The following is a 24,973-nucleotide window of genomic DNA, read 5'->3' on the forward strand; positions in this document are numbered from 1 at the left end:
GCGCTGATAGCAAATGTGGGTCCCAATCCTGCGAGGATTGGGACCCACATTTGTAGATTTTTATCTAGTACACCGGGGATCCAGTGATCTCCCAGGCGGGCTGCATGCCCTCGCCGTCATTGTTGATGTCGTAGTTCGCCTTACCGTCCGCGGTGTAGATCCCCGTGCCGGAGTGGTATGCGGTGGTGCAGTTGTACGTCCCGCTGTAGTTCTGGTTGATCGCTCCGGTGAGGAAGCAGACGGAAGATTCGATGTACGCGTCATTCTTTTCGAGCCTGCTGATGACTACCGCTTCTTTCCACACACGGGGTTATCCAGAGCACTTGTCGCCCGGCGTGTCGAACGATTTTCTCTGGGTGTTTCCACAGCTGCGGGAGTCGTATGCGCCGGCCGGGCTGTCGGGTGATGGGACGAGATCGCCGATCCTGGGGAGCGGTGTCCGTCTGACGGACCTGCCGCCGGGTCGGGGCGCGGACGTGGGAGGATCGGAGGTGGCTGGCCGGAGCCGCGCATCCGGTCACGCCGACGACGTACGCGAGGACGCGCGTAGGCAGTACCAGGGCGCGAGCATGAGGAGCACCGTTGAGCAGGTTGCGCTGGCTGACCGCGGGGGAATCCCACGGTCCCGCACTTGTCGCGACGCTGGAGGGCCTTCCCGCCGGCGTGCCGATCACCACGGAGATGGTGGCGGACCACCTCGCCCGGCGGCGCCTGGGCTATGGACGCGGTGCCCGGATGAAGTTCGAGCGCGACGAGGTCACCTTCCTGGGCGGTGTCCGGCACGGTCTCACCCTCGGCTCGCCGGTTGCCGTCATGGTCGGCAACACCGAGTGGCCCAAGTGGGAGCAGGTCATGGCGGCCGACCCGGTCGCCCCGGAGATCCTCGCCGAGCTGGCCCGCAACGCCCCGCTGACCCGGCCCCGGCCCGGCCACGCCGACCTCGCGGGCATGCAGAAGTACGGCTTCGACGAGGCCCGCCCGATCCTGGAGCGCGCCTCCGCCCGGGAGACCGCGGCCCGTGTCGCGCTGGGCGCCGTGGCCCGTTCGTACCTGAAGGAGACGGCTGGGATCGAGATCGTCTCGCATGTCGTCGAGCTGGCCGCGGCGAAGGCCCCGTACGGCGTCTACCCCAAGCCCTCGGACGTCGAGAAGCTCGACGCCGACCCGGTGCGCTGCCTCGACGCCGACACGTCGAAGGCGATGGTCGCGGAGATCGACCAGGCCCACAAGGACGGCGACACGCTCGGCGGCGTCGTCGAGGTGCTCGCCTACGGCGTGCCGGTGGGCCTCGGCTCGCACGTACACTGGGACCGGCGCCTCGACGCCCGGCTCGCGGCCGCGCTCATGGGCATCCAGGCGATCAAGGGCGTCGAGGTCGGCGACGGCTTCGAACTGGCCCGGGTGCCCGGCTCCAAGGCCCACGACGAGATCGTCCACACCGAGGACGGCATCCGCCGCACCTCCGGCCGCTCCGGCGGTACCGAGGGCGGTCTGACCACCGGCGAGCTGCTGCGCGTACGCGCCGCGATGAAGCCGATCGCGACCGTGCCCCGTGCGCTGGCCACGATCGACGTGGCGACCGGCGAGGCCGCCAAGGCCCACCACCAGCGCTCCGACGTCTGCGCGGTCCCGGCCGCCGGAATCGTCGCCGAGGCCATGGTCGCCCTCGTCCTCGCGGACGCGGTGGCCGAGAAGTTCGGCGGCGACAGCGTGCCCGAGACGCGGCGCAACGTGGAGTCCTACCTCGAGAACCTGGTCGTGCGGTGACCGCTGGACCGCTGGTCGTCCTCGTCGGGCCGATGGGTGTCGGCAAGTCCACCGTCGGCGCGCTGGTCGCGGGCCGGCTCGGCTGCGCCTACCGCGACACGGACGACGACATCGTGGCCGAGCAGGGCCGCACCATCGCCGACATCTTCGTCGACGAGGGCGAGCCGGCCTTCCGCGCCATCGAGAAGAGCGCCGTGCACAAGGCGCTGGCCGAGCACGACGGGGTACTGGCGCTGGGCGGCGGCTCGATCCTCGACGCCGACACCCGCGCGCTGCTCGCCGGGCACCGGGTGGTCTACCTCTCGATGGACGTCGAGGAGGCGGTCCAGCGCACCGGCCTGAACGCGGCCCGTCCGCTGCTCGCCGTCAACCCGCGCCGGCAGTGGCGCGAGCTGATGGAGGCCCGCCGCCATCTGTACACCGAAGTCGCCCGCGCGGTCGTGCCCACCGACGGCCGCACCCCCGAAGAGGTCGCCCAAGCCGTCCTCGACGCACTGGAGTTGAAGGAAGCATGAGCGAGGCAGTGACGCGTATCCAGGTCGGCGGCACCGCGGGCACCGACCCGTACGAGGTCCTGGTGGGCCGTCAACTCCTCGGTGAACTGGGCGCGTTGGTCGGCGACAGAGCCCAGCGCGTCGCGATCATCCACCCCGAGGCGCTCGCCGAGACCGGGGACGCGCTCCGCGCCGACCTGGCCGGACAGGGCTTCGAGGCCGTCGCCATCCAGGTGCCCAACGCGGAGGAGGCCAAGACCGCGGAGGTCGCCGCCTACTGCTGGAAGGCGCTCGGCCAGTCCGGCTTCACCCGCACCGACGTCATCGTCGGCGTGGGCGGCGGCGCCACCACCGACCTCGCCGGGTTCGTGGCGGCGACCTGGCTGCGCGGGGTGCGGTGGATCGCCGTTCCCACCACCGTGCTCGGCATGGTGGACGCGGCGGTCGGCGGCAAGACCGGCATCAACACCGCCGAGGGCAAGAACCTCGTCGGCTCCTTCCACCCGCCCGCGGGCGTGCTCTGCGACCTGGCCGCGCTCGACTCGCTGCCGGTCAACGACTTCGTCTCCGGGCTCGCGGAGATCATCAAGGCCGGCTTCATCGCCGACCCGGTGATCCTGGAGCTCATCGAGTCCGACCCCGAGGCGGCACGGACGCCCGCGGGCCCGCACACCGCCGAGCTCATCGAGCGCTCCATCAAGGTGAAGGCCGAGGTCGTCTCCGGCGACCTCAAGGAGTCGGGGCTCCGCGAGATCCTCAACTACGGCCACACCCTCGCGCACGCCATCGAGAAGAACGAGCGCTACAAGTGGCGGCACGGCGCGGCCGTCGCCGTCGGCATGCACTTCGCCGCCGAACTCGGCCGACTGGCGGGCCGGCTGGACGACGCGACCGCCGACCGCCACCGCACGATCCTGGAGTCCGTCGGCCTCCCGCTCAGCTACCGCTACGACCAGTGGCCCAAGCTGCTGGAGAACATGAAGGTCGACAAGAAGTCCCGCGGCAACCTGCTGCGCTTCATCGTCCTCGACGGACTGGCCAAGCCGACCGTCCTGGAGGGCCCCGACCCGGCGGTGCTCCTCGCCGCTTACGGCGAAGTGGGGGAGTAGCTCCCAACGGGCCCCTGCTTGGCCCCGTTTGCCCACCGTTCATGGGCACTCCCCAGCTTCCCCGGCCGTTCACACAACGACGGCCGGGGAAGGTACCGTTCGGTAGCGAGCGAGCGGGAGGCTCCGCTCGCCGGCGTCAATCGCCTGCCGTGAGCGAATGGGCGAAAAGATTCACGAGACGGAGTGGCACCGGATGCAGCACGCAGTGGGGGCTCCGCTGCCGCCGCCCCACCAGCCGGGGCAAGGACCCGCCGCCGGCTGGTCGCCGGCCGCACAGCACCCGGGACACCCGGGCGGCCCCGCCGGTCCGGCGCCCACGAGCCCACCCGCCCCCGGCTTCACCGGTCCGCCGCCGGGACATCCGGCGCCGCCCTCGCACCTGCCGCATCCCGCGCCCCCGCAGCACGCCCCCGCAGTGCCGATCCCCGACACGACGGGCCATGTGCAGCTGCCCCCGGGCGGTCCGGTAGCCATGCCCAGCGCCCCGGGCGCCCCCGACCCCGCGGCGACCACCCTCGCCGTGCTGCTCATCGGGCCCGCGGGTGCGGGCAAGACGAGCGTCGCCAAGTACTGGGCGGACCACCGCCGGGTGCCGACCGCCCACATCAGCCTCGACGACGTACGGGAATGGGTGCGCTCGGGCTTCGCCGATCCGCAGTCGGGGTGGAACGACCATTCGGAGGCGCAGTACCGCCTGGCCCGCCGCACCTGCGGTTTCGCCGCGCGGAACTTCCTGGCGAACGGCATCTCCTGCATCCTCGACGACGCTGTCTTCCCGGACCGCCCGGTCGTCGGCCTCGGCGGCTGGAAGCGGCACGTCGGTCCGGGGCTGCTGCCCGTGGTGCTGTTGCCGGGCCTGGAGATAGTCCTGGAGCGCAACGCCGAGCGCTCCGGAAACCGCCGCCTGACCGACGAGGAAGTCGCCCGTATCCACGGCCGGATGGCCGGGTGGTACGGCTCCGGGCTCCCCATCATCGACAACTCCCAGCTCGACGTCCCGTCCACGGCCCGCGTCCTGGACGAGGTCCTGGCCCGCTCCATCGCGAGCCCACCGCAGTGGTAGCCCCGCGGCACCGGCGGTAACGCGTCGGCCACACGGCACCGGCGGAGCAGCCCCTGGCGGCTGGCGGCACAGCGTCGTCGGCGACCCCGTCGGGGGTGACGCACCCTTGGTGTCGCCCACCCTGCCGATGTCCGGACGGTCATGGCGGGGCGCGCACCGGCCTCCGGCGGCAGCGCGGCGCGGCCGACGGCCCCCCGGGAGCACCGCCGGTGTACTTGCCTCCGACGTGCCGGCCCCTGGGACGGCGCCCCGCGAATCAGGTCGCGCCGCCTGTCGGGCCGCGCTGCTCGCAGTCGCGGAACCAGCCCCGTGACCCCCGCCCGCGGTGCCTCCGTCTCACCGTCGACCGCCTACCGCCCATCCGGCCCCGCTGGAACGGCGACATCGCGTCGACGCTCGTAGGCTCGATTTATGTCAGAGGTGTACGCGGCGCGACGCGAGCGGCTTCGGGAGCGCTGTGCGGCGGGCGGCAGCGCGACGGCGCTCGTCACCCGCCCGGCCAACGTGAGGTATCTCGCGGGCGCGGCCCCGCCCGGTGCCGTCCTGCTGCTGGGCAGCAGTGAGGATCTGCTGCTCTGCGGTGCTCCGCCGAGCGGCGAGGCCGTCGAGGGGCGTCCCGACGAAGCGCTGCGCGTGCAGGTGCTGCCGCGCGCCGGGGGCGACGCGGCGGTGGCCGCCGCCGACGCCGCCATCGCCCAGGGCGCCGACTCCCTGGCGGTCGAGGAGCACCACCTCACCGTGACCCGGCACCGGGCCATCGGCGCGGTGGCACCCCGGCTGCGCCTCGCCGACCTGGGCGGTGCGGTGGAGCAGCTGCGGGTGATCAAGGACGAGGAGGAGATCTCCTGTCTGCGGATCGGCGCCGAGATCGCCGACCAGGCGCTCGGGGAGCTCCTCGAATCGATCCTCGTCGGCCGCACCGAGCGGCATCTCGCGCTGGAGCTGGAGCGCCGGCTCGTCGACCACGGTGCCGACGGCCCCGCCTTCGCCACCTCCGTCGGCACCGGCCCGAACTCCGGGCGGCGCGGGCACCGGCCCACCGACCGGCGCGTGGAGGAGGGAGATTTCCTTTCCGTCTGCCTCGGCGCGACCTACCGCGGCTACCGCTGCGAAATCGGCCGTACCTTTGTGATCGGGACCTCGCCCGCGGACTGGCAGATCGAGCTGTACGACGTCGTCTTCGCCGCCCAGCGGGCCGGACGCGAGGCGCTGGTACCCGGCGCCGCCTACCGTGACGTGGACCGGGCCGCACGCCAGGTGCTCGACTCTGCGGGCCACACGGAAGGCCTTCCCGCACTGACCGGGCACGGTGTGGGGCTCGAAATCGACGAGGACCCGCAGCTGGCCCCCGCGGCCATGGGTAAACTGGACACTTGCGTGCCGGTCACCGTCGAACCGGGGGTCCACCTTCCGGGCCGGGGCGGTGTCAGGATCGATGACACGCTCGTCGTACGCCCCGAGGCGGACGGCGGACCCGAGCTACTCACCATCACGACCAAGGAACTGCTCGCGCTGTAGCCAATCGCTACGCGCGTGTCCCGGGGTCGTCCACGTCAGTCCAGGAGATTCCGCAACCGTGGCTTCCACGAACGACCTCAAGAACGGCCTGGTGCTCAAGCTCGACGGAGGCCAGCTCTGGTCCGTCGTCGAGTTCCAGCACGTCAAGCCCGGCAAGGGCCCGGCCTTCGTGCGCACCAAGCTGAAGAACGTGCTCTCCGGCAAGGTCGTCGACAAGACGTTCAACGCCGGCGTCAAGGTCGAGACGGCCACGATCGACAAGCGCGACATGCAGTTCTCGTACATGGACGGCGAGTACTTCGTCTTCATGGACATGGACACGTACGACCAGCTCATGGTCGACCGCAAGTCCGTCGGCGACGCCGCCAACTTCCTGATCGAGGGCTTCACCGCCACCGTCGCGCAGCACGAGGGCGAGGTGCTCTTCGTCGAGCTGCCGGCCGCCGTCGAGCTCGTCATCCAGGAGACCGAGCCGGGTGTCCAGGGCGACCGCTCCACCGGCGGCACCAAGCCCGCCACCCTGGAGACCGGTCACCAGATCCAGGTCCCGCTCTTCATCACCACCGGTGAGAAGATCAAGGTCGACACCCGCACGAGCGACTACCTCGGCCGGGTGAACAGCTAACCGTGGCTGCCCGCAACACGGCCCGCAAGCGCGCCTTCCAGATCCTCTTCGAGGGCGACCAGCGCGGCGTGGACGTCCTGACGGTCCTCGCGGACTGGATCCGGCACTCCCGGACCGACACCCGGCAGCCGCCGGTCAGCGAGTACACGATGGAGCTGGTCGAGGGCTACGCCACCAAGGCGAAGCGGATCGACGAGCTCATCGCGACATACGCCGTCGACTGGACGCTGGACAGGATGCCGGTCGTCGACCGCAACATCCTGCGCCTCGGCGCCTACGAGCTGATCTGGGTCGACGGGACCCCCGACGCCGTGGTCCTCGACGAGGCGGTGCAGTTGGCGAAGGAGTTCTCCACGGACGAGTCGCCCTCGTTCGTGAACGGCCTGCTGGGCCGCCTGAAGGACCTGAAGCCGTCGCTGCGCCGCGACGAGGCCTAGCGGCGGCGCCGGTGCTCCGTACGCGCCCGTAGACGACGTACGAAAACGCCGGAGGGCCCGCAGCACGTTCGCTGCGGGCCCTCCGGCGTTCCCGTACCCATGAGGCTCCCGAGGCCCGCAGAAAGCCGCCGGGGTGGCCGGAACACATGGTTCCGGCCACCCCGGCGGCACGTTTCTGCTGAACTCCCCGAAGGGGTCAGCCCTCGTCGTGGGAGACGGCGCGGCGCGCGTCCGCGTCCAGCACGCCCCAGCTGATCAGCTGCTCGGTGAGGACCGAGGGCGACTGGTCGTAGATGACGGCGAGGGTGCGCAGGTCGTCCTGGCGGATCGACAGCACCTTGCCGTTGTAGTCACCGCGCTGGGACTGGATCGTCGCGGCGTAACGCTGCAGCGGACCCGCCTTCTCGGCCGGCACGTGGGCCAGCCGCTCCAGGTCGAGGACGAGCTTCGGCGGCGGCTCGGCGGCCCCGCCAGGAGTGGTGCCGGGCAGCAGCTCCTGCACGGGAACCCCGTAGAAATCCGCCAGTTCGGCGAGGCGCTGCACGGTGACGGCGCGGTCGCCGCGCTCGTACGACCCGACCACGACCGCCTTCCAGCGTCCCTGTGACTTCTCCTCGACTCCGTGGAGGGAAAGGCCCTGCTGGGTGCGGATGGCCCGGAGCTTGGCCCCGAGCTGTTTGGCGTATTCGCTGGACATATAGCTCCCCGGACGCTGTATCAACGTGCGGCTCCGCCGCGCGGCTGGTGACTCTGGTGACTCACTGTGAGGTTACGCAGCGTTACTCTCCCCCGTCAAGCCGAATGGTCCGGACCGGCCCTCGCGCGGGAGTCACCGGCGGTGGCCCACAGGGTGGTGATCAGGCGCGTTGCCGGGCTGGTACCGTGGATGGCGCAAATCCGACGTCCTTTAATGATCCGTCCCGTGAGGCGGAGAAGGAGGTCCGTTTCGTATGGACACCGAGCATGACAAGCAGCAGTACGAAGCCGATGCGCGGCCCGTTCTGGAAGCCCCCGACATCGCGCGGGTGCTGACCCGCATCGCCCACGAGATCGTCGAACGCGCCAAGGGCGCCGACGACGTGGTGCTCCTCGGCATTCCGACCCGGGGCGTCTTCCTGGCCCGCAGACTGGCCGACAAGCTCGAAGAGATCACCGCTCGCAAGATCCCGGTCGGCTCGCTGGACATCACCATGTACCGCGACGACCTGCGCATGCACCCGCCGCGTGCGCTGGCCCGCACCGAGATCCCCGGTGACGGCATCGACGGCCGTCTGGTCGTCCTCGTCGACGACGTGCTCTTCTCCGGCCGCACCATCCGCGCCGCGCTCGACGCGCTGAACGACATCGGCCGGCCGCGCGCCGTGCAGCTCGCGGTCCTCGTCGACCGCGGCCACCGCGAACTGCCCATCCGCGCCGACTACGTCGGCAAGAACCTCCCCACGTCGTTGCGGGAGACGGTCAAGGTCCAGCTCGCCGAGGAGGACGGTCGCGACACCGTGCTGCTCGGTGCGAAGCGGACCTCCCCGGACGCGCAGCAGTAGCACTCCGGAGTACGTCACAGCCGTACGCCCCCGAGTGCGCTCCTCGCGCGCCCGCCTGCCCGAATTCTCCTGAACTGCCTTACGGAGCCTGACAGATGCAGCGTCATCTCATCTCGGCCGCCGACCTCACCCGCGACGACGCCGTCCTGATCCTCGACACCGCCGAGGAGATGGCCCGGGTCGCCGACCGGCCGATCAAAAAGCTGCCGACCCTGCGCGGCCGCACCGTCGTCAACCTCTTCTTCGAGGACTCGACCCGTACCCGGATCTCCTTCGAGGCCGCCGAGAAGCGCCTGTCCGCGGACGTCATCAACTTCACCGCCAAGGGTTCCTCGGTGTCCAAGGGGGAGTCCCTGAAGGACACCGCCCAGACCCTCGAAGCCATGGGCGTCGACGCCGTCGTCATCCGGCACGGCGCCTCCGGAGCCCCGTACCGGCTCGCCACCTCCGGCTGGATCGACGCCGCCGTCATCAACGCGGGTGACGGCACCCACCAGCACCCCACGCAGGCCCTGCTCGACGCCTTCACCATGCGCCGCCGCCTGGTCGGCCGCGACGCCGGGATCGGCCACGACCTGTCCGGCAAGCGCATCACGATCGTCGGCGACATCCTGCACAGCCGGGTCGCCCGCTCCAACGTCGACCTGCTGCACACCCTCGGCGCCGAGGTCACCCTCGTCGCCCCGCCCACCCTGGTGCCGGTCGGCGTGGAGTCCTGGCCCTGCGAGATCTCCTACGACCTCGACAGCACCCTCTCCAAGTCCGACGCGGTGATGATGCTGCGCGTCCAGCGCGAGCGGATGAACGCGGCGTTCTTCCCGACCGAGCGCGAGTACTCACGGCGCTACGGCCTCGACGGGGACCGCATGGCGAAGATGCCCGAGCACGCCATCGTGATGCACCCCGGCCCGATGGTCCGCGGCATGGAGATCACCGCCGAGGTCGCCGACTCCGACCGCTGCACCGTCGTCGAGCAGGTCGCGAACGGCGTCTCGATCCGCATGGCCGTGCTCTACCTGCTCCTGGGCGGCAACGAGCCCGCCGTCACCCACACCCGTACCGAGGAGAAGTAAGAACATGAGCAAGATCCTGATCCGCGGTGCGAAGGTGCTCGGGGGCGAGCCGCAGGACGTACTGATCGACGGCGCCGTGATCGAGGCGGTCGGTACCGGCCTCCCGGACGAGGGCGCCGAGGTCGTCGAGGCCGACGGCAAGGTCCTCCTGCCGGGCCTCGTCGACCTGCACACCCACCTCCGGGAACCCGGCCGTGAGGACTCCGAGACCGTCCTGACCGGTACACGAGCGGCGGCGAGCGGCGGCTACACCGCCGTGTTCGCCATGGCCAACACCTTCCCCGTGGCCGACACCGCCGGTGTCGTCGAGCAGGTCTACCGGCTCGGCCAGGAGCACGGCTACTGCGACGTGCAGCCCATCGGCGCCGTCACGGTCGGCCTGGAGGGCAAGAAGCTCGCCGAGCTGGGCGCGATGCACGAGTCCGCGGCCGGCGTCACGGTCTTCTCGGACGACGGCAAGTGCGTGGACGACGCGGTGATCATGCGCCGGGCCCTGGAGTACGTGAAGGCCTTCGGCGGTGTGGTCGCGCAGCACGCGCAGGAGCCCCGCCTCACCGAGGGCGCCCAGATGAACGAGGGCGTCGTCTCCGCCGAGCTGGGGCTCGGGGGCTGGCCCGCGGTGGCCGAAGAATCGATCATCGCCCGGGATGTCCTGCTCGCCGAGCACGTCGGCTCGCGCGTCCACATCTGCCACCTGTCGACCGCGGGCAGCGTCGAGATCGTGCGCTGGGCCAAGTCCCGCGGCATCGACGTCACCGCCGAGGTCACCCCGCACCACCTCCTTCTCACGGATGAGCTGGTGCGCTCCTACAACCCGGTCTTCAAGGTCAACCCGCCGCTGCGCACCGAGCGGGACGTGACGGCGCTGCGCGAGGCGCTCGCCGACGGCACGATCGACATCGTCGCCACCGACCACGCGCCGCACCCGCACGAGGACAAGGACTGCGAGTGGGCCGCCGCCGCCATGGGCATGGTGGGGCTCGAGACGGCGCTCTCCGTCGTCCAGCAGACGATGGTGGAGACCGGGCTGCTGGACTGGGCCGGCGTCGCCGACCGCATGTCCTTCAAGCCCGCCCGGATCGGCCGGGCCGCGGGTCACGGGCGTCCCGTCTCGGCAGGTGAGCCCGCCAACCTCACGCTCGTCGACACGGCATACCGTGGGGCCGTGGACCCCGCGGGCTTCGCCTCGCGCAGCCGCAACACCCCCTACGAGGGCCGTGAGCTGCCGGGCCGGGTCACGCACACCTGGCTGCGGGGCAAGGCCACCCTCGTCGACGGGAAGCTCGCGTGACACCTCTCATCCCGATGGCCGCCTCCATGGCTGCCGAACAGAAGTCGGCCGACGTGACCGACTGGGCCGCCCGGATCGGCTGGCTCATCGGCCTCGTCCTGTTCGTCGCCCTCGTCTACTGGCTGATGCGCGAGGGCTGGAAGTGGCGCGGCACCCTTCAGAGTGACCTGCCGGAGCTGCCCACCGTGCCGGAAGACCCCGGCCCGGCGAAACTGAGCATGAGCGGCCGCTACCACGGCTCCACCACGGCCGGGCAGTGGCTGGACCGCATCGTGGCGCACGGCCTGGGCACCCGAAGCCGGGTCGAGCTCACGCTGACGGACGCGGGACTGGACGTCGTACGCCCCGGCGCCACCGACTTCTTCATCCCGGCCGAGGCACTGCGCGAGGCCCTGCTCGGCAAGGGCATCGCCGGGAAGGTCCTCAGCGAGGGCGGCCTGCTCGTCGTCACCTGGGCGCACGGCGACAAGCTGATCGACTCCGGGTTCCGCTCGGACCGCGCGGCCGAGCACACCGAGTGGGTCGACACCCTGAACAACATGATCAACAAGAGCACCAAGACGGAAGGCGCACGATGACGACCTCCATCCAGGGAGCCGCCTCGCAGCGGCACAAGGCAGCTCCCGCCGTACTCGTCCTGGAGGACGGCCGGACCTTCCGTGGCCGTGCCTACGGGGCCGTGGGGGTGACCTTCGGCGAGGCCGTGTTCTCCACCGGGATGACCGGCTACCAGGAGACCCTCACCGACCCGTCGTACCACCGCCAGGTCGTCGTCATGACCGCCCCGCACGTCGGCAACACCGGCGTCAACGACGAGGACCCCGAGTCGAAGCGGATCTGGGTCGCCGGCTACGTCGTCCGCGACCCCGCGCGCGTGCCCTCCAACTGGCGCGCCCGGCGCTCGCTGGACGAGGAACTGCGCAGCCAGGGCGTCGTCGGCATCAGCGGTATCGACACCCGCGCCCTCACCCGTCACCTGCGTGAGCGCGGCGCCATGCGCGTCGGCATCTTCTCCGGCAACGCGCTGCCCGACGAGGGCACCATGCTCGCCGAGGTGCGCCAGGCGCCCGAGATGAAGGGCGCGAACCTCGCCGCCGAGGTCGCCACCAAGGAGACGTACGTCGTCCCCGCCATCGGCGAGAAGAAGTTCACCGTCGCCGCCGTCGACCTGGGCATCAAGGGCATGACCCCGCACCGCATGGCCGAGCGCGGCATCGAGGTGCACGTGCTGCCCGCCACGGCCACGGCCGAGGACGTGTACGCCGTGAACCCCGACGGAGTCTTCTTCTCCAACGGCCCCGGTGACCCGGCCACCGCCGACGGACCGGTGTCCGTCATGCAGGAGGTCCTCGCCCGCAAGACGCCGCTCTTCGGCATCTGCTTCGGCAACCAGATCCTGGGCCGTGCCCTCGGCTTCGGCACGTACAAGCTGAAGTACGGCCACCGCGGCATCAACCAGCCGGTGCAGGACCGTACGACCGGCAAGGTCGAGGTCACCGCGCACAACCACGGCTTCGCCGTCGACGCGCCGCTCGACAAGGTCTCCGAGACCCCCTACGGCCGCGCCGAGGTCTCCCACGTCTGCCTGAACGACCAGGTCGTCGAGGGGCTCCACCTCCTCGACCAGCCGGCCTTCAGCGTCCAGTACCACCCCGAAGCGGCAGCCGGCCCGCACGACGCCGCCTACCTGTTCGACCGCTTCGTTTCCCTGATGGAGGGCCAGCGTGCCTAAGCGCACCGATATCCAGTCCGTCCTGGTCATCGGCTCCGGCCCGATCGTCATCGGCCAGGCCGCCGAGTTCGACTACTCCGGCACCCAGGCGTGCCGCATCCTGCGCGCCGAGGGCCTGAGGGTCATCCTGGTCAACTCCAACCCGGCGACGATCATGACGGACCCGGAGATCGCCGACGCCACCTACGTCGAGCCGATCACCCCCGAGTTCGTCGAGAAGATCATCGCCAAGGAGCGCCCGGACGTCCTGCTGCCGACGCTCGGCGGCCAGACGGCCCTCAACACCGCGATCTCCATGCACGAGCAGGGTGTGCTGGCGAAGTACGGCGTCGAGCTCATCGGCGCCAACGTCGAGGCCATCAACAAGGGCGAGGACCGCGACCTCTTCAAGGGCGTCGTCGAGGCCGTGCGCGAGAAGATCGGCCACGGCGAGTCCGCCCGGTCGGTCATCTGCCACTCCATGGACGACGTGATCGCGGGCGTCGACACGCTCGGCGGCTACCCCGTCGTCGTCCGCCCCTCCTTCACCATGGGCGGCGCCGGCTCCGGCTTCGCGCACGACGAGGAGGAGCTGCGCCGCATCGCCGGCCAGGGCCTCACGCTCTCCCCGACCACCGAGGTGCTCCTGGAGGAGTCCATCCTCGGCTGGAAGGAGTACGAGCTGGAGCTGATGCGCGACAAGAACGACAACGTCGTGGTCGTCTGCTCCATCGAGAACTTCGACCCGATGGGTGTCCACACCGGCGACTCGATCACCGTCGCGCCGGCGATGACGCTGACCGACCGCGAGTACCAGCGGCTGCGCGACATCGGCATCGCGATCATCCGCGAGGTCGGCGTCGACACCGGCGGCTGCAACATCCAGTTCGCGGTGAACCCCGACGACGGCCGCATCATCGTCATCGAGATGAACCCGCGCGTGTCGCGCTCCTCGGCCCTCGCCTCCAAGGCGACCGGCTTCCCGATCGCCAAGATCGCCGCGAAGCTCGCCGTCGGCTACACGCTCGACGAGATCCCGAACGACATCACGGAGAAGACCCCGGCCTCCTTCGAGCCGACGCTCGACTACGTGGTCGTGAAGGCCCCGCGCTTCGCCTTCGAGAAGTTCCCGTCCGCCGACTCCACCCTGACGACCACCATGAAGTCGGTCGGCGAGGCCATGGCGATCGGCCGCAACTTCACCGAGGCGCTGCAGAAGGCGCTGCGGTCGCTGGAGAAGAAGGGCAGCCAGTTCACGTTCGTCGGCGATCCCGGTGACAAGGCTCTTCTCCTGGAAGAGGCCGTGCGGCCCACCGACGGCCGGATCAACTCCGTCATGCAGGCCATCCGCGCGGGCGCCACGCCCGAGGAGGTCTTCGAGTCGACCAAGATCGACCCGTGGTTCGTCGACCAGCTCTTCCTGATCAAGGAGATCGCGGACGAGCTGGCCGCCGCCGACAAGCTCGACCCCGAGCTGCTCGCCGAGGCCAAGCGGCACGGCTTCTCCGACGCCCAGATCGCCGAGATCCGCGGGCTGCGCGAGGACGTGGTGCGCGAGGTGCGGCACGCGCTGGGTGTGCGCCCGGTGTACAAGACGGTCGACACCTGCGCCGCCGAGTTCGCGGCGAAGACGCCGTACTTCTACTCCTCCTACGACGAGGAGACGGAGGTCGCGCCGCGCGAGAAGCCCGCGGTGATCATTCTGGGCTCCGGTCCGAACCGCATCGGCCAGGGCATCGAGTTCGACTACTCCTGCGTCCACGCCTCCTTCGCGCTCAGCGACGCGGGCTACGAGACCGTGATGGTCAACTGCAACCCCGAGACCGTCTCGACGGACTACGACACCTCCGACCGCCTGTACTTCGAGCCGCTGACGCTCGAGGACGTGCTGGAGATCGTCCACGCGGAGTCGCTGGCCGGCCCGATCGCCGGTGTGATCGTCCAGCTCGGCGGGCAGACCCCGCTGGGCCTGGCCCAGGCGCTCAAGGACAACGGCGTGCCGGTCGTCGGCACGTCCCCCGAGGCGATCCACGCCGCCGAGGACCGCGGCGCCTTCGGACGCGTCCTCGCGGAGGCCGGTCTCCCGGCCCCCAAGCACGGCACCGCCACCACCTTCGCCGAGGCCAAGGCCATCGCGGACGAGATCGGCTACCCGGTCCTCGTACGGCCGTCCTACGTCCTCGGCGGGCGCGGCATGGAGATCGTGTACGACGAGACCCGGCTGTCGTCCTACATCGCCGAGTCGACCGAGATCAGCCCCTCCCGGCCGGTCCTCGTCGACCGCTTCCTCGACGACGCGATCGAGATCGACGTGGACGCGCTGTACGACGGCGAGGAGCTGTACCTCGGCGGCGTCATGGAGCACATCGAGGAGGCCGGCATCCACTCCGGCGACTCGGCGTGCGCGCTGCCGCCGATCACGCTGGGCGGCTTCGACATCAAGCGCCTGCGGGCCTCCACCGAGGCCATCGCGAAGGGTGTCGGGGTCCGTGGCCTGATCAACATCCAGTTCGCGATGGCGGGCGACATCCTGTACGTCCTCGAAGCCAACCCGCGCGCCTCGCGCACGGTCCCCTTCACCTCGAAGGCGACCGCGGTGCCGCTGGCGAAGGCCGCCGCCCGGATCTCGCTGGGCGCGACCGTCGCCGAGCTGCGGGCGGAGGGGCTGCTCCCCGCGCACGGTGACGGCGGCGAGCTGCCGCTCGACGCGCCGATCTCCGTCAAGGAGGCCGTCATGCCGTGGTCGCGCTTCCGCGACATCCACGGACGCGGCGTCGACACCGTCCTCGGCCCGGAGATGCGCTCCACCGGTGAGGTCATGGGCATCGACTCCGTCTTCGGCACGGCGTACGCCAAGTCCCAGGCGGGCGCCTACGGTCCGCTGCCGACCAAGGGCCGCGCCTTCATCTCGGTCGCCAACCGCGACAAGCGCTCGATGATCTTCCCGGCGCGCGAGCTGGTCGCGCACGGCTTCGAGCTGATGGCCACCTCCGGCACGGCCGAGGTGCTCAAGCGCAACGGCATCAACGCGACGGTCGTGCGCAAGCAGTCCGAGGGCACGGGACCGAACGGCGAGCGGACCATCGTCCAGCTGATCCACGACGGCGAGGTCGACCTCATCGTCAACACGCCGTACGGCACCGGTGGCCGCCTCGACGGCTACGAGATCCGTACGGCCGCGGTGGCACGCTCCGTGCCGTGCCTGACGACCGTCCAGGCACTCGCCGCCGCCGTCCAGGGCATCGACGCGCTCAACCACGGCGACGTGGGCGTGCGCTCACTCCAGGAACACGCCGAACATCTGACTGCGGCCCGCGACTAGGGCCTGCCCGGCGGATCAGGCCGGTCTCGAGTCACGGCACCCCTTCAGCACGGCCGAGACCCCGCGACCCCGGCAAGATCCGCCGGGGAGGCCCTGGCAGCCCTGAGGGGGACACCGGAAACGGTGTCCCCCTCTTCATGAGGCTCATGAGGCTTCACGAGGACACCGAGAGCTTCAAGAGGACACTGAGACATGTACAAGCTTTTCTTCCGGCTGGTCTTCAAGCGGATGGACCCCGAGCAGGCCCACCACCTCGCCTTCCGCTGGATCCGGCTCGCCGCCCGTATCCCCGTGCTGCGTACGTTCGTCGCCGCCGCGCTCGCGCCCCGCCACAAGGAGCTGCGGACCGAGGCGTTCGGCCTGCGGATGCACGGTCCCTTCGGGCTCGCGGCGGGCTTCGACAAGAACGCCGTCGCGATCGACGGGATGTCGATGCTCGGCTTCGACCACATCGAGATCGGCACGGTCACGGGGGAGCCGCAGCCGGGCAACCCCAAGAAGCGGCTGTTCCGCCTTGTGCCGGACCGGGCGCTGATCAACCGCATGGGGTTCAACAACGAGGGCTCCGCGGCCGTGAGCGAGCGCCTGGGGGCCCGTACGCCGGTCTTCAGGACCGTCGTGGGCGTCAACATCGGCAAGACCAAGGTCGTCCCCGAGGAGGAGGCCGTCGGCGACTACGTGAAGTCGACCGAGCGGCTCGCCCGGCACGCGGACTACCTCGTGGTGAACGTGAGCTCGCCGAACACGCCCGGCCTGCGCAACCTCCAGGCCACCGAGGCACTGCGGCCGCTGCTGCGCGCCGTCCGCGAGGCCGCCGACCGCGCGGTCACCGACCGGCGCGTGCCGCTGCTCGTCAAGATCGCGCCCGATCTCGCGGACGAGGACGTCGACGCGGTCGCCGACCTCGCCGTCGAGCTCGGCCTGGACGGGATCATCGCCACGAACACCACCATCGCGCGCGACGGACTCGGTCTGAAGTCCGAACCCTCGCTCGTCGAGGAGACCGGCGGACTCTCTGGCGCGCCGCTGAAGGCACGCTCCCTGGAGGTGCTGCGCCGCCTCTACGCGCGCGTGGGCGACCGGATCACCCTGGTGGGCGTCGGTGGCATCGAGAACGCCGAGGACGCCTGGCAGCGCATCCTGGCCGGCGCCACGCTGGTCCAGGGCTACAGCGCGTTCATCTACGAGGGCCCCTTCTGGGGCCGGGCGATCCACAAGGGGCTCGCCGCCCGCCTCCGTACCAGCCCGTACGCCACCCTCGCCGACGCGGTCGGCGCCGACGTGAGGAAGTCCGCATGAGTCTGGAACCCTTTGGCGCACGTCTTCGCCGTGCCATGGACGAGCGCGGCCCGCTGTGCGTCGGCATCGACCCGCACGCCTCCCTGCTCGGCGACTGGGGCCTGAACGACGACATCGCGGGCCTGGAGCGCTTCAGCCGCACCGTCGTCGAGGCGCTGGCCGAGCGGGTCGCCGTCCTCAAGCCGCAGAGCGCGTTCTTCGAGCGGTTCGGGTCGCGGGGCATCGCCGTCCTGGAGAAGTCGGTCGAGGAGGCGCGGGCGGCCGGGGCGCTGGTCGTGATGGACGCCAAGCGCGGCGACATCGGCTCGACCATGGCCGCGTACGCGGAGACCTTCCTGCGCAAGGACGCGCCGCTCTTCTCGGACGCGCTGACCGTGTCGCCGTACCTGGGCTACGGCTCGCTGAAGCCCGCGGTGGACCTGGCGCGCGAGAGCGGGGCCGGACTCTTCGTCCTCGCGCTCACCTCGAACCCGGAGGGTGGCGAGGTGCAGCACGCGGTCCGCGGGGACGGCCGTGACGTCGGAGCGACCATGCTGGCCCACCTCGCCGTCGAGAACGCGGGAGAGACGCCCCTGGGGTCCTTCGGCGCGGTCGTCGGCGCCACGCTGGGCGATCTCTCCTCCTACGACCTGGACATCAACGGACCGCTCCTGGCGCCCGGCATCGGCGCCCAGGGAGCCACGGCGGCCGATCTGGCGGGCGTCTTCGGGGCGGCGGTGCGCAATGTCGTGCCGAACGTGAGCCGGGGTGTTCTTCGTCACGGTCCCGACGCGGTCGCGCTGCGTGCGTCCGCGGAGCGCTTCGCGGAGGAGATCAGGGCCGCTGTGGGCGCTGCCTGAGCTCTTCAAGGGGCGGTCGGCGGTTCTTCGATGAGTGGCTCCGGAGCGGTTCGAGTCTGAATACATCCTCAAATCCGGGGCACTATGTCGCAAATGTCCGTGTCCAGGGAGGCTGACCAGGACTTTTCCGCTGTTCTCGCTGACTCCGGCGCACTTGCCCGCTAGTCTCCGTCGAGAGCGAATGGGCAAGCGTGTTGCTCGTAGCTCGCCAGGTGAGGGGCGACTAGGTTCCTCACCGGTCCGTATCCGACAGTTCGACATCCGAGGTGACGTAGGCGTGGCTCTTCCGCCCCTTACCCCTGAACAGCGCGCAGCCGCGCTCGAAAAGGCCGCCGCGGCTCGCCGGGAGCGGGCCGAGGTCAAGAATCGACTCAAGCACTCCGGCGCCTCCCTTCACGAGGTCATCAAGCAGGGTCAGGAGAACGACGTCATCGGCAAGATGAAGGTCTCCGCTCTCCTGGAGTCCCTGCCGGGCGTGGGCAAGGTCCGCGCCAAGCAGATCATGGAGCGACTCGGTATCTCCGAGAGCCGCCGCGTACGCGGCCTCGGCTCGAACCAGATCGCTTCTCTGGAGCGTGAGTTCGGCGGCTCCGGCGCCTGAGTCCTGGGCACACCGGGATTGCTGGAATAATCGCTGCATGAGTGAACGTCCGCGGCTGACCGTGCTCTCCGGCCCCTCTGGGGTCGGCAAGAGCACGGTCGTCGCCCATATGCGCAAGGAACACCCCGAGGTCTGGCTCTCGGTGTCGGCGACGACCCGCAAGCCGCGCCCCGGTGAGAAGCATGGAGTCCACTACTTCTTCGTCTCCGACGAAGAGATGGACAAGCTGATCGCCAACGGCGAGCTGCTGGAGTGGGCCGAATTCGCCGGCAACCGCTACGGGACGCCGCGTGCCGCCGTCCTGGAGCACCTGGAGTCGGGTGTGCCCGTTCTCCTGGAGATCGACCTCCAGGGCGCACGGCAGGTCCGCGAGTCCATGTCGGAGGCCCTGCTCGTGTTCCTGGCTCCGCCCTCCTGGGACGAGCTGGTGCGCAGACTCACCGGGCGGGGCACCGAACCGCCCGAGGTGATCGAGCGCCGCCTGGAGGCGGCCAAGATCGAACTGGCGGCCGAGCCGGAGTTCGATGTCACCCTGGTCAACACCTCCGTCGAGGACGTGGCGCGTGAGCTGCTAGCCTTGGTAGAAGTTGTTTGATCTTTAAGGTCACTTTTAGGTCATTTCCACCTTTCGGAAGGCAGAGCGTGTCCTCTTCCATTACCGCTCCCGAGGGCATCATCAACCCTCCGATCGACGAGCTCCTCGAGGCCACCGACTCGAAGTACAGCCTCGTGATCTACGCGGCCAAGCGCGCCCGTCAGATCAACGCGTACTACTCGCAGCTCGGCGAGGGCCTCCTCGAGTACGTCGGTCCGCTCGTCGACACCCACGTCCACGAGAAGCCGCTGTCGATCGCCCTGCGCGAGATCAACGCGGGTCTGCTGACGTCCGAGGCCGTCGAGGGCCCCGCGCAGTAGTCGTTCAATCGCTCATCCCAGGCCCGGCGGCGCGACCGCCGGGCCTGTGGTGTGTCATGGAGTCGTACGTTTCCGAGCTCGGGGAGAGACGGTGGACAAGCCCAAGGTCGTGCTGGGGGTCAGCGGTGGCATCGCCGCGTACAAGGCCTGTGAGCTGCTGCGCAGGCTGACGGAGTCGGGCCATGACGTTCGCGTCGTCCCCACCGCCTCCGCGCTGCACTTCGTCGGCGCCGCCACCTGGTCCGCGCTCTCCGGCCACCCCGTCTCCACCGAGGTCTGGTCGGACGTCCACGAGGTCCCGCACGTCCGCATCGGACAGCACGCGGACCTGGTGGTGGTGGCTCCCGCGACGGCCGACATGCTCGCCAAGGCCGCCCACGGCCTGGCCGACGACCTCCTCACCAACACCCTGCTCACGGCCCGCTGCCCGGTCGTCTTCGCGCCGGCCATGCACACCGAGATGTGGGAGCACCCGGCCACCCAGGAGAACGTGGCGACGCTGCGCCGCCGCGGCGCCGTCGTCATCGAGCCCGCGGTGGGACGCCTGACCGGTGTCGACACCGGCAAGGGACGGCTGCCCGACCCCGCGGAGATCTTCGAGGTCTGCCGCCGGGTGCTCGCCCGCGGCGTGACCGAGCCCGATCTCGCCGGCCGGCACGTCGTCGTCAGCGCCGGCGGTACCCGAGAGCCCCTCGACCCCGTCCGCTTCCTCGGCAACCGCTCCTCCGGCAAGCAGGGGTACGCGCTGGCGCGCACGGCGGCCGCGCGGGGCGCCCGGGTCACGCTGATCGCCGCGAACACCGGACTGCCGGACCCGGCGGGCGTGGACGTGGTGCAGGTCGGGACGGCCGTGCAGCTGCGCGAGGCGGTCCTCAAGGCTGCCTCGGACGCCGACGCCGTGGTGATGGCGGCGGCGGTGGCGGACTTCCGCCCGGCCGCCTACGCGGCCGGGAAGATCAAGAAGAAGGACGACCAGGAACCGGAGCCGATCGTTCTGGTCCGCAATCCGGACATCCTCGCGGAGATCTCGGCGGACCGTCCCCGCCCCGGCCAGGTGGTCGTCGGTTTCGCCGCCGAGACGGACGACGTCCTCGCCAACGGTCGTACGAAGCTGGCGCGCAAGGGGTGCGATCTCCTCGTCGTGAACGAGGTGGGGGAGCGCAAGACCTTCGGTGCCGAGGAGAACGAGGCCGTGGTGCTGGGGGCCGACGGCAGTGAGACCCCGGTGCCGTACGGACCCAAGGAGGCCTTGGCCGAGATGGTGTGGGACCTGGTGACACGCCGACTGGTGTGAATGTCTCATTAACCCCAACAGCCGCGTCCATCAGCGCGAAATCACCCGTGGTGACCCTGGTGGAGACCGATCGTCATGGCGCAGAATGCCCGTGCCGCAGGTCACAGGGCTTCCGAGAAGCGAGACAGGGGGGCCTGTCGGCGAGTGCGACCGATAAACTGTTCTCGGACGACGCCGAGCGCAGCTCTCGTCCCGTCCACCAATGATCAGCCAGCAGCCGCTGCAACCACAGGGAGCGTTGTGTCCCGTCGCCTGTTCACCTCGGAGTCCGTGACCGAGGGTCACCCCGACAAGATCGCTGACCAGATCAGCGACACCATTCTCGATGCGCTTCTGCGCGAGGACCCGACGTCCCGGGTCGCCGTGGAGACGCTGATCACGACCGGCCTGGTGCACGTGGCAGGCGAGGTCACGACCAAGGCGTACGCGCCGATCGCCCAGCTGGTCCGCGACAAGATCCTGGAGATCGGTTACGACTCGTCGAAGAAGGGCTTCGACGGAGCTTCCTGTGGTGTCTCGGTGTCGATCGGCTCGCAGTCGCCCGACATCGCGCAGGGTGTCGACACGGCGTACGAGAACCGGGTCGAGGGCGACGAGGACGAGCTCGACAAGCAGGGCGCCGGCGACCAGGGTCTGATGTTCGGGTACGCGACGGACGAGACCCCGGAGCTGATGCCGCTCCCGATCCACCTCGCGCACCGCCTGTCGCGCCGCCTCTCCGAGGTCCGCAAGAACGGGACGATCCCCTACCTCCGTCCCGACGGCAAGACCCAGGTCACCATCGAGTACGACGGTGACAAGGCGGTCCGCCTGGACACGGTCGTCGTCTCCTCGCAGCACGCGTCGGACATCGACCTCGAGTCCCTGCTCGCGCCCGACATCCGCGAGTTCGTGGTCGAGGCGGAGCTCAAGGCCCTCCTCGACGACGGCATCAAGCTGGAGACCGAGGGCTACCGCCTTCTGGTGAACCCGACCGGCCGCTTCGAGATCGGCGGCCCGATGGGCGACGCCGGCCTCACCGGCCGCAAGATCATCATCGACACGTACGGCGGCATGGCCCGCCATGGTGGCGGCGCCTTCTCCGGCAAGGACCCGTCCAAGGTCGACCGCTCCGCCGCCTACGCCATGCGCTGGGTCGCCAAGAACGTCGTCGCCGCGGGCCTCGCCTCCCGCTGCGAGGTCCAGGTCGCCTACGCCATCGGCAAGGCCGAGCCCGTCGGCCTCTTCGTCGAGACCTTCGGCACCGCCAAGGTCGACGCGGAGAAGATCGAGACCGCCATCGCCGAGGTCTTCGACCTCCGCCCGGCGGCCATCATCCGCGACCTCGACCTGCTGCGCCCGATCTACTCGCAGACGGCCGCCTACGGCCACTTCGGCCGCGAGCTGCCCGACTTCACGTGGGAGCGCACGGACCGCGTGGAGGCCCTGCGCAAGGCCGTCGGTCTGTAAGCAACGCCTGCACGGTGAGGCCCGGTACCCCTTCGGGGGCGCCGGGCCTCGGCGTTTCCCGGCGGGCGTCGGCGAGGGGCCGGTCGCGGCGGGTGGGTAAATCGGTGGTGCGGGTGGGGTCGGAATTCGTAGGGTCGGGGTCTCCCGGTGCGATGGCCGCGGTTACTTCGGTGGAGTGCGCCCAGGGCGCGCGGTGATTCTGGATCATGGTCCGCTGCCGCTTGGAACTCGGGAGAACTGACGTCGTGGCGTCCGGTGTGATGGTCGCGGGTACGTCCGGGTGATTCCCTCGCAGGTTCGAATCCTGCTGCCGGTCCTTGGACCGGTACGGCCGAGTGGTCCATGGCAGAAGCGCCCCTGGGGCGTTCGTGGTCCGTGGCCGGCCTGATCTCGGGCGCGCGGCGGTGTCAGTGGGGTCTGGTAGGAATGTTGCTGTGAGCAGCGCGAACGGGTGGGGTGAAGGTGGCGCGGAGGGCGCGCCGCCCGAGCAGCTTGCGTTGATTCGGGAAGGGGTGCGGCAGGCCAGGGCGCCCAAGGCGAAGCCGCGCACGTGGCGGGGGGCGAAGCTCGCCGGGGAACTGCCCGTCGCACGGGTCCTCGTCGACAAGGGTGTGCTGCACCTCGACCGGTATTTCGACTACGCCGTGCCCGAGGAGCTGGACGCCGAGGCACAGCCGGGCGTGCGGGTCCGGGTGCGGTTCGGGGCCGGGCGGCATCGGGTGCGGGAGGGCCGGCGTGAGGGCGGAGGGCTGATCGACGGGTTCCTCGTCGAGCGGCTCGCCGAGTCCGAATACTCCGGGCCGCTCGCCGCGCTCGCGCAGGTCGTGTCGCCCGAGCCCGTGCTCGGGCCCGAGTTGCTGGGACTCGCGCGCGCCGTCGCCGACCGGTACGCGGGGAGCCTCGCGGACGTGCTCCAGCTCGCGGTCCCGCCGCGCAACGCGCGGGCCGAGCAGAAGCCCTCGCCCGCGCCCCTGCCTCCGCCCGGCATACCCGAGACCGGTTCCTGGACGCGATACGGGCGGGGGGCGGCCTTTCTCGAGTCGCTCGCCGCGGGCGGGGCACCGCGAGCCGTGTGGAACGCGTTGCCGGGGCCCGGCTGGGCCGAGGAGATCGCCAGAGCCGTGGGCGCGACGCTCGCCTCGGGGCGGGGCGCGCTCGTCGTCGTGCCGGACGGCCGGGCCGTCACACGGGTGGATGCCGCGCTGTCCGCCGTGCTGGGGGAGGGGCAGCACGCGGTGCTCACGGCCGAGGCCGGCCCCGAGAAGCGCTACCGCGAGTGGCTGGCCGTGCGGCGTGGGTCCGTACGGGCCGTCGTGGGGACCCGGGCCGCCATGTTCGCGCCCGTACGGGATCTGGGACTCGTCGTCATCTGGGACGACGGCGACGACAGCCACAGCGAGCAGCACGCACCGCAGCCGCATGCCCGGGAAGTACTGCTGCTGCGGGCCGCCCATGACAAGTGCGCTTTCCTGTTGGGGAGTTGGGGCTGCACGGTCGAGGCGGCACAGCTGGTCGAGAGCGGGTGGGCGCTGCCGCTGGTCGCCGAGCGGGAGCAGGTGCGGGCGAGCGCGCCGCTCGTGCGGACCGTGGGGGACGGGGATCTCGCGCGGGACGAGGCGGCGCGGGCCGCCCGGCTGCCGACCCTCGCCTGGCAGGTGGTGAGGGACGGCCTGCGGCACGGGCCCGTACTGGTCCAGGTGCCGCGGCGTGGGTACGTACCGCGGATGGCCTGTGCGCAGTGCCGGGCTCCGGCTCGCTGCCGGCACTGCGCGGGACCGCTGGAGGCGCGGGACGCCGGGGCGCTGCTGTGCACGTGGTGCGGGCGGGACGAGGCGGCCTGGCACTGTCCCGAGTGCGGTGGGTTCCGGCTGCGGGCCCAGGTCGTGGGCGCGCGGCGGACCGCGGAGGAGCTGGGGCGGGCGTTTCCGGCCGTGCCCGTGCGGACGTCGGGACGCGAGCAGGTGCTCGACACGGTCCCGGGTGCGCCCGCGCTCGTCGTGAGCACGCCGGGGGCCGAGCCCGTCGCCGAGGGCGGGTACGCGGCCGCGTTGTTGCTCGACGGCTGGACGATGCTGTCGCGGCCCGATCTGCGGGCCGGCGAGGACGCGCTGCGACGGTGGATCGGCGCGGCGGCGCTGGTCCGCGGGCAGGGGGCGGGGGGCACGGTCGTGGTCGTCGCGGAGCCGACCCTGCGGCCCGTGCAGGCGCTCGTACGGTGGGATCCCGTCGGGCACGCGGTGCGGGAGCTCGCCGAGCGGGCCGAGCTCGGGTTTCCGCCGGTGTCCCGGATGGCGGCCGTGTCGGGTACGGCGGAGGCGCTCGCCGGGTTTCTCGCCGTGGTCGGGCTTCCGGGCGATGCGGAGGTGCTGGGGCCGGTGCCGCTGCCCGTCACGCAGACCGGGGGGCCGCGGCGGGTGGGGGCGCCGCCGCCGGGGGAGCAGTGGGAGCGGGCGCTCGTGCGGGTGCCGCCGGGGAGCGGGGCGGCGCTGGCGGCCGCGCTGAAGGCCGCCCAGGCGGCGCGGATGGCGCGGGGCGGGAGTGAGCCCGTACGGATTCGGATCGATCCGCCGGACATCGGGTGACGAGCCTCGGCCCGCCCCCCGTCCGGGCCGCCCCGACCTGGGC

The 24,973-nt window shown here is 70.8% G+C and carries 23 protein-coding genes; 21 read left to right on the top strand and 2 right to left on the bottom strand.

The genetic code is table 11. The features are described 5' to 3' along the window. Nucleotides 1-64: 64 nt before the first annotated feature. The gene (locus tag AQJ27_RS11775; protein ID WP_067365986.1) at nucleotides 65-304 is read right to left on the bottom strand and encodes a hypothetical protein; all 240 of its coding nucleotides are present in this window, start codon (nucleotides 302-304) and stop codon (nucleotides 65-67) included. A 278-nt stretch (nucleotides 305-582) separates the two neighbouring features. On the opposite strand from AQJ27_RS11775, the gene aroC reads away from it, so the two are divergent. The 7 genes from aroC to nusB all read left to right on the top strand — a co-directional run bounded on the left by aroC (nucleotide 583) and on the right by nusB (nucleotide 7,013). Continuing rightward, a complete protein-coding gene (aroC, locus tag AQJ27_RS11780; RefSeq protein WP_067365989.1) occupies nucleotides 583-1,767 on the top strand; it encodes a chorismate synthase in 1,185 nt (394 codons plus the stop codon). Continuing rightward, entirely contained in the window at nucleotides 1,764-2,282 is a 519-nt protein-coding gene (locus AQJ27_RS11785; RefSeq protein ID WP_067365991.1) for a shikimate kinase, read from the top strand. Before aroC ends, AQJ27_RS11785 begins: the two co-directional genes overlap by 4 nt. Further along, the gene (gene aroB, locus AQJ27_RS11790) at nucleotides 2,279-3,370 is read left to right on the top strand and encodes a 3-dehydroquinate synthase (RefSeq protein WP_067365995.1); all 1,092 of its coding nucleotides are present in this window, start codon (nucleotides 2,279-2,281) and stop codon (nucleotides 3,368-3,370) included. The genes AQJ27_RS11785 and aroB overlap by 4 nt, the downstream gene beginning before the upstream one ends. 193 nt (nucleotides 3,371-3,563) lie before the next feature. Further along, a complete protein-coding gene (locus AQJ27_RS11795) occupies nucleotides 3,564-4,433 on the top strand; it encodes a Pro-rich N-terminal domain-containing protein (RefSeq protein ID WP_067366451.1) in 870 nt (289 codons plus the stop codon). Between the two features lie 411 nt (nucleotides 4,434-4,844). Then, nucleotides 4,845-5,951 (top strand): M24 family metallopeptidase, encoded by a 1,107-nt coding sequence (locus tag AQJ27_RS11800; RefSeq protein ID WP_067365999.1) that lies wholly within the window; start codon nucleotides 4,845-4,847, stop codon nucleotides 5,949-5,951. A gap of 58 nt (nucleotides 5,952-6,009) precedes the next feature. Next, complete coding sequence (gene efp, locus AQJ27_RS11805; RefSeq protein ID WP_010988257.1) at nucleotides 6,010-6,576, top strand: elongation factor P; 567 nt, start codon at nucleotides 6,010-6,012, stop codon at nucleotides 6,574-6,576. A 2-nt stretch (nucleotides 6,577-6,578) separates the two neighbouring features. Further along, nucleotides 6,579-7,013, top strand: a complete 435-nt coding sequence (nusB, locus tag AQJ27_RS11810) for a transcription antitermination factor NusB (RefSeq protein ID WP_067366002.1) — start codon at nucleotides 6,579-6,581, stop codon at nucleotides 7,011-7,013. Nucleotides 7,014-7,209: 196 nt separating this feature from the next. Here the strand turns inward: nusB and bldD are convergent, their stop codons facing one another. Next, nucleotides 7,210-7,710, bottom strand: coding sequence for a transcriptional regulator BldD (bldD, locus tag AQJ27_RS11815; RefSeq protein WP_067366005.1), 501 nt, complete (start codon nucleotides 7,708-7,710; stop codon nucleotides 7,210-7,212). 253 nt (nucleotides 7,711-7,963) lie between these two features. Here bldD and pyrR point away from each other — a divergent pair, with 253 nt between their 5' ends. The 14 genes from pyrR to AQJ27_RS11885 all read left to right on the top strand — a co-directional run bounded on the left by pyrR (nucleotide 7,964) and on the right by AQJ27_RS11885 (nucleotide 24,930). After that, nucleotides 7,964-8,554 (top strand): bifunctional pyr operon transcriptional regulator/uracil phosphoribosyltransferase PyrR, encoded by a 591-nt coding sequence (gene pyrR, locus AQJ27_RS11820; protein ID WP_067366008.1) that lies wholly within the window; start codon nucleotides 7,964-7,966, stop codon nucleotides 8,552-8,554. Nucleotides 8,555-8,649: 95 nt separating this feature from the next. Then, the gene (locus AQJ27_RS11825) at nucleotides 8,650-9,627 is read left to right on the top strand and encodes an aspartate carbamoyltransferase catalytic subunit (RefSeq protein ID WP_067366012.1); all 978 of its coding nucleotides are present in this window, start codon (nucleotides 8,650-8,652) and stop codon (nucleotides 9,625-9,627) included. A 4-nt stretch (nucleotides 9,628-9,631) separates the two neighbouring features. After that, on the top strand, nucleotides 9,632-10,918 hold the full coding sequence (locus tag AQJ27_RS11830; RefSeq protein WP_067366016.1) for a dihydroorotase: 1,287 nt from the start codon (nucleotides 9,632-9,634) through the stop codon (nucleotides 10,916-10,918). Between the two features lie 14 nt (nucleotides 10,919-10,932). After that, nucleotides 10,933-11,496 carry a PH-like domain-containing protein gene (locus AQJ27_RS11835; protein WP_425275203.1) on the top strand — a complete coding sequence of 188 codons (564 nt, stop codon included), beginning with the start codon at nucleotides 10,933-10,935 and terminating at the stop codon, nucleotides 11,494-11,496. Continuing rightward, nucleotides 11,493-12,650, top strand: a complete 1,158-nt coding sequence (carA, locus tag AQJ27_RS11840; protein ID WP_067366025.1) for a glutamine-hydrolyzing carbamoyl-phosphate synthase small subunit — start codon at nucleotides 11,493-11,495, stop codon at nucleotides 12,648-12,650. The genes AQJ27_RS11835 and carA overlap by 4 nt, the downstream gene beginning before the upstream one ends. Further along, a complete protein-coding gene (carB, locus tag AQJ27_RS11845; protein WP_067366028.1) occupies nucleotides 12,643-15,951 on the top strand; it encodes a carbamoyl-phosphate synthase large subunit in 3,309 nt (1,102 codons plus the stop codon). Before carA ends, carB begins: the two co-directional genes overlap by 8 nt. A gap of 192 nt (nucleotides 15,952-16,143) precedes the next feature. After that, complete coding sequence (locus tag AQJ27_RS11850) at nucleotides 16,144-17,250, top strand: quinone-dependent dihydroorotate dehydrogenase (RefSeq protein WP_067366032.1); 1,107 nt, start codon at nucleotides 16,144-16,146, stop codon at nucleotides 17,248-17,250. Further along, complete coding sequence (gene pyrF, locus AQJ27_RS11855; RefSeq protein WP_067366035.1) at nucleotides 17,247-18,089, top strand: orotidine-5'-phosphate decarboxylase; 843 nt, start codon at nucleotides 17,247-17,249, stop codon at nucleotides 18,087-18,089. Before AQJ27_RS11850 ends, pyrF begins: the two co-directional genes overlap by 4 nt. Before the next feature lie 277 nt (nucleotides 18,090-18,366). Then, nucleotides 18,367-18,690: an integration host factor gene (locus AQJ27_RS11860; protein WP_016638838.1), complete on the top strand. Its 324-nt coding sequence runs from the start codon at nucleotides 18,367-18,369 to the stop codon at nucleotides 18,688-18,690. Between the two features lie 37 nt (nucleotides 18,691-18,727). After that, nucleotides 18,728-19,285: a guanylate kinase gene (gene gmk, locus AQJ27_RS11865; protein WP_054233983.1), complete on the top strand. Its 558-nt coding sequence runs from the start codon at nucleotides 18,728-18,730 to the stop codon at nucleotides 19,283-19,285. 47 nt (nucleotides 19,286-19,332) lie between these two features. Continuing rightward, a complete protein-coding gene (gene rpoZ, locus AQJ27_RS11870; protein ID WP_003982715.1) occupies nucleotides 19,333-19,605 on the top strand; it encodes a DNA-directed RNA polymerase subunit omega in 273 nt (90 codons plus the stop codon). Nucleotides 19,606-19,696: 91 nt separating this feature from the next. Next, nucleotides 19,697-20,899, top strand: coding sequence for a bifunctional phosphopantothenoylcysteine decarboxylase/phosphopantothenate--cysteine ligase CoaBC (coaBC, locus tag AQJ27_RS11875; protein WP_067366038.1), 1,203 nt, complete (start codon nucleotides 19,697-19,699; stop codon nucleotides 20,897-20,899). 240 nt (nucleotides 20,900-21,139) lie between these two features. Continuing rightward, nucleotides 21,140-22,348: a methionine adenosyltransferase gene (gene metK, locus AQJ27_RS11880; RefSeq protein ID WP_067366042.1), complete on the top strand. Its 1,209-nt coding sequence runs from the start codon at nucleotides 21,140-21,142 to the stop codon at nucleotides 22,346-22,348. A gap of 434 nt (nucleotides 22,349-22,782) precedes the next feature. Beyond that, complete coding sequence (locus AQJ27_RS11885; protein ID WP_067366045.1) at nucleotides 22,783-24,930, top strand: primosomal protein N'; 2,148 nt, start codon at nucleotides 22,783-22,785, stop codon at nucleotides 24,928-24,930. The last annotated feature ends 43 nt before the right edge of the window (nucleotides 24,931-24,973 follow it).

Origin of the sequence: Streptomyces olivochromogenes, assembly GCF_001514115.1 — a bacterium.
In the GTDB taxonomy this organism is placed as follows: Bacteria; Actinomycetota; Actinomycetes; order Streptomycetales; family Streptomycetaceae; genus Streptomyces; species Streptomyces olivochromogenes.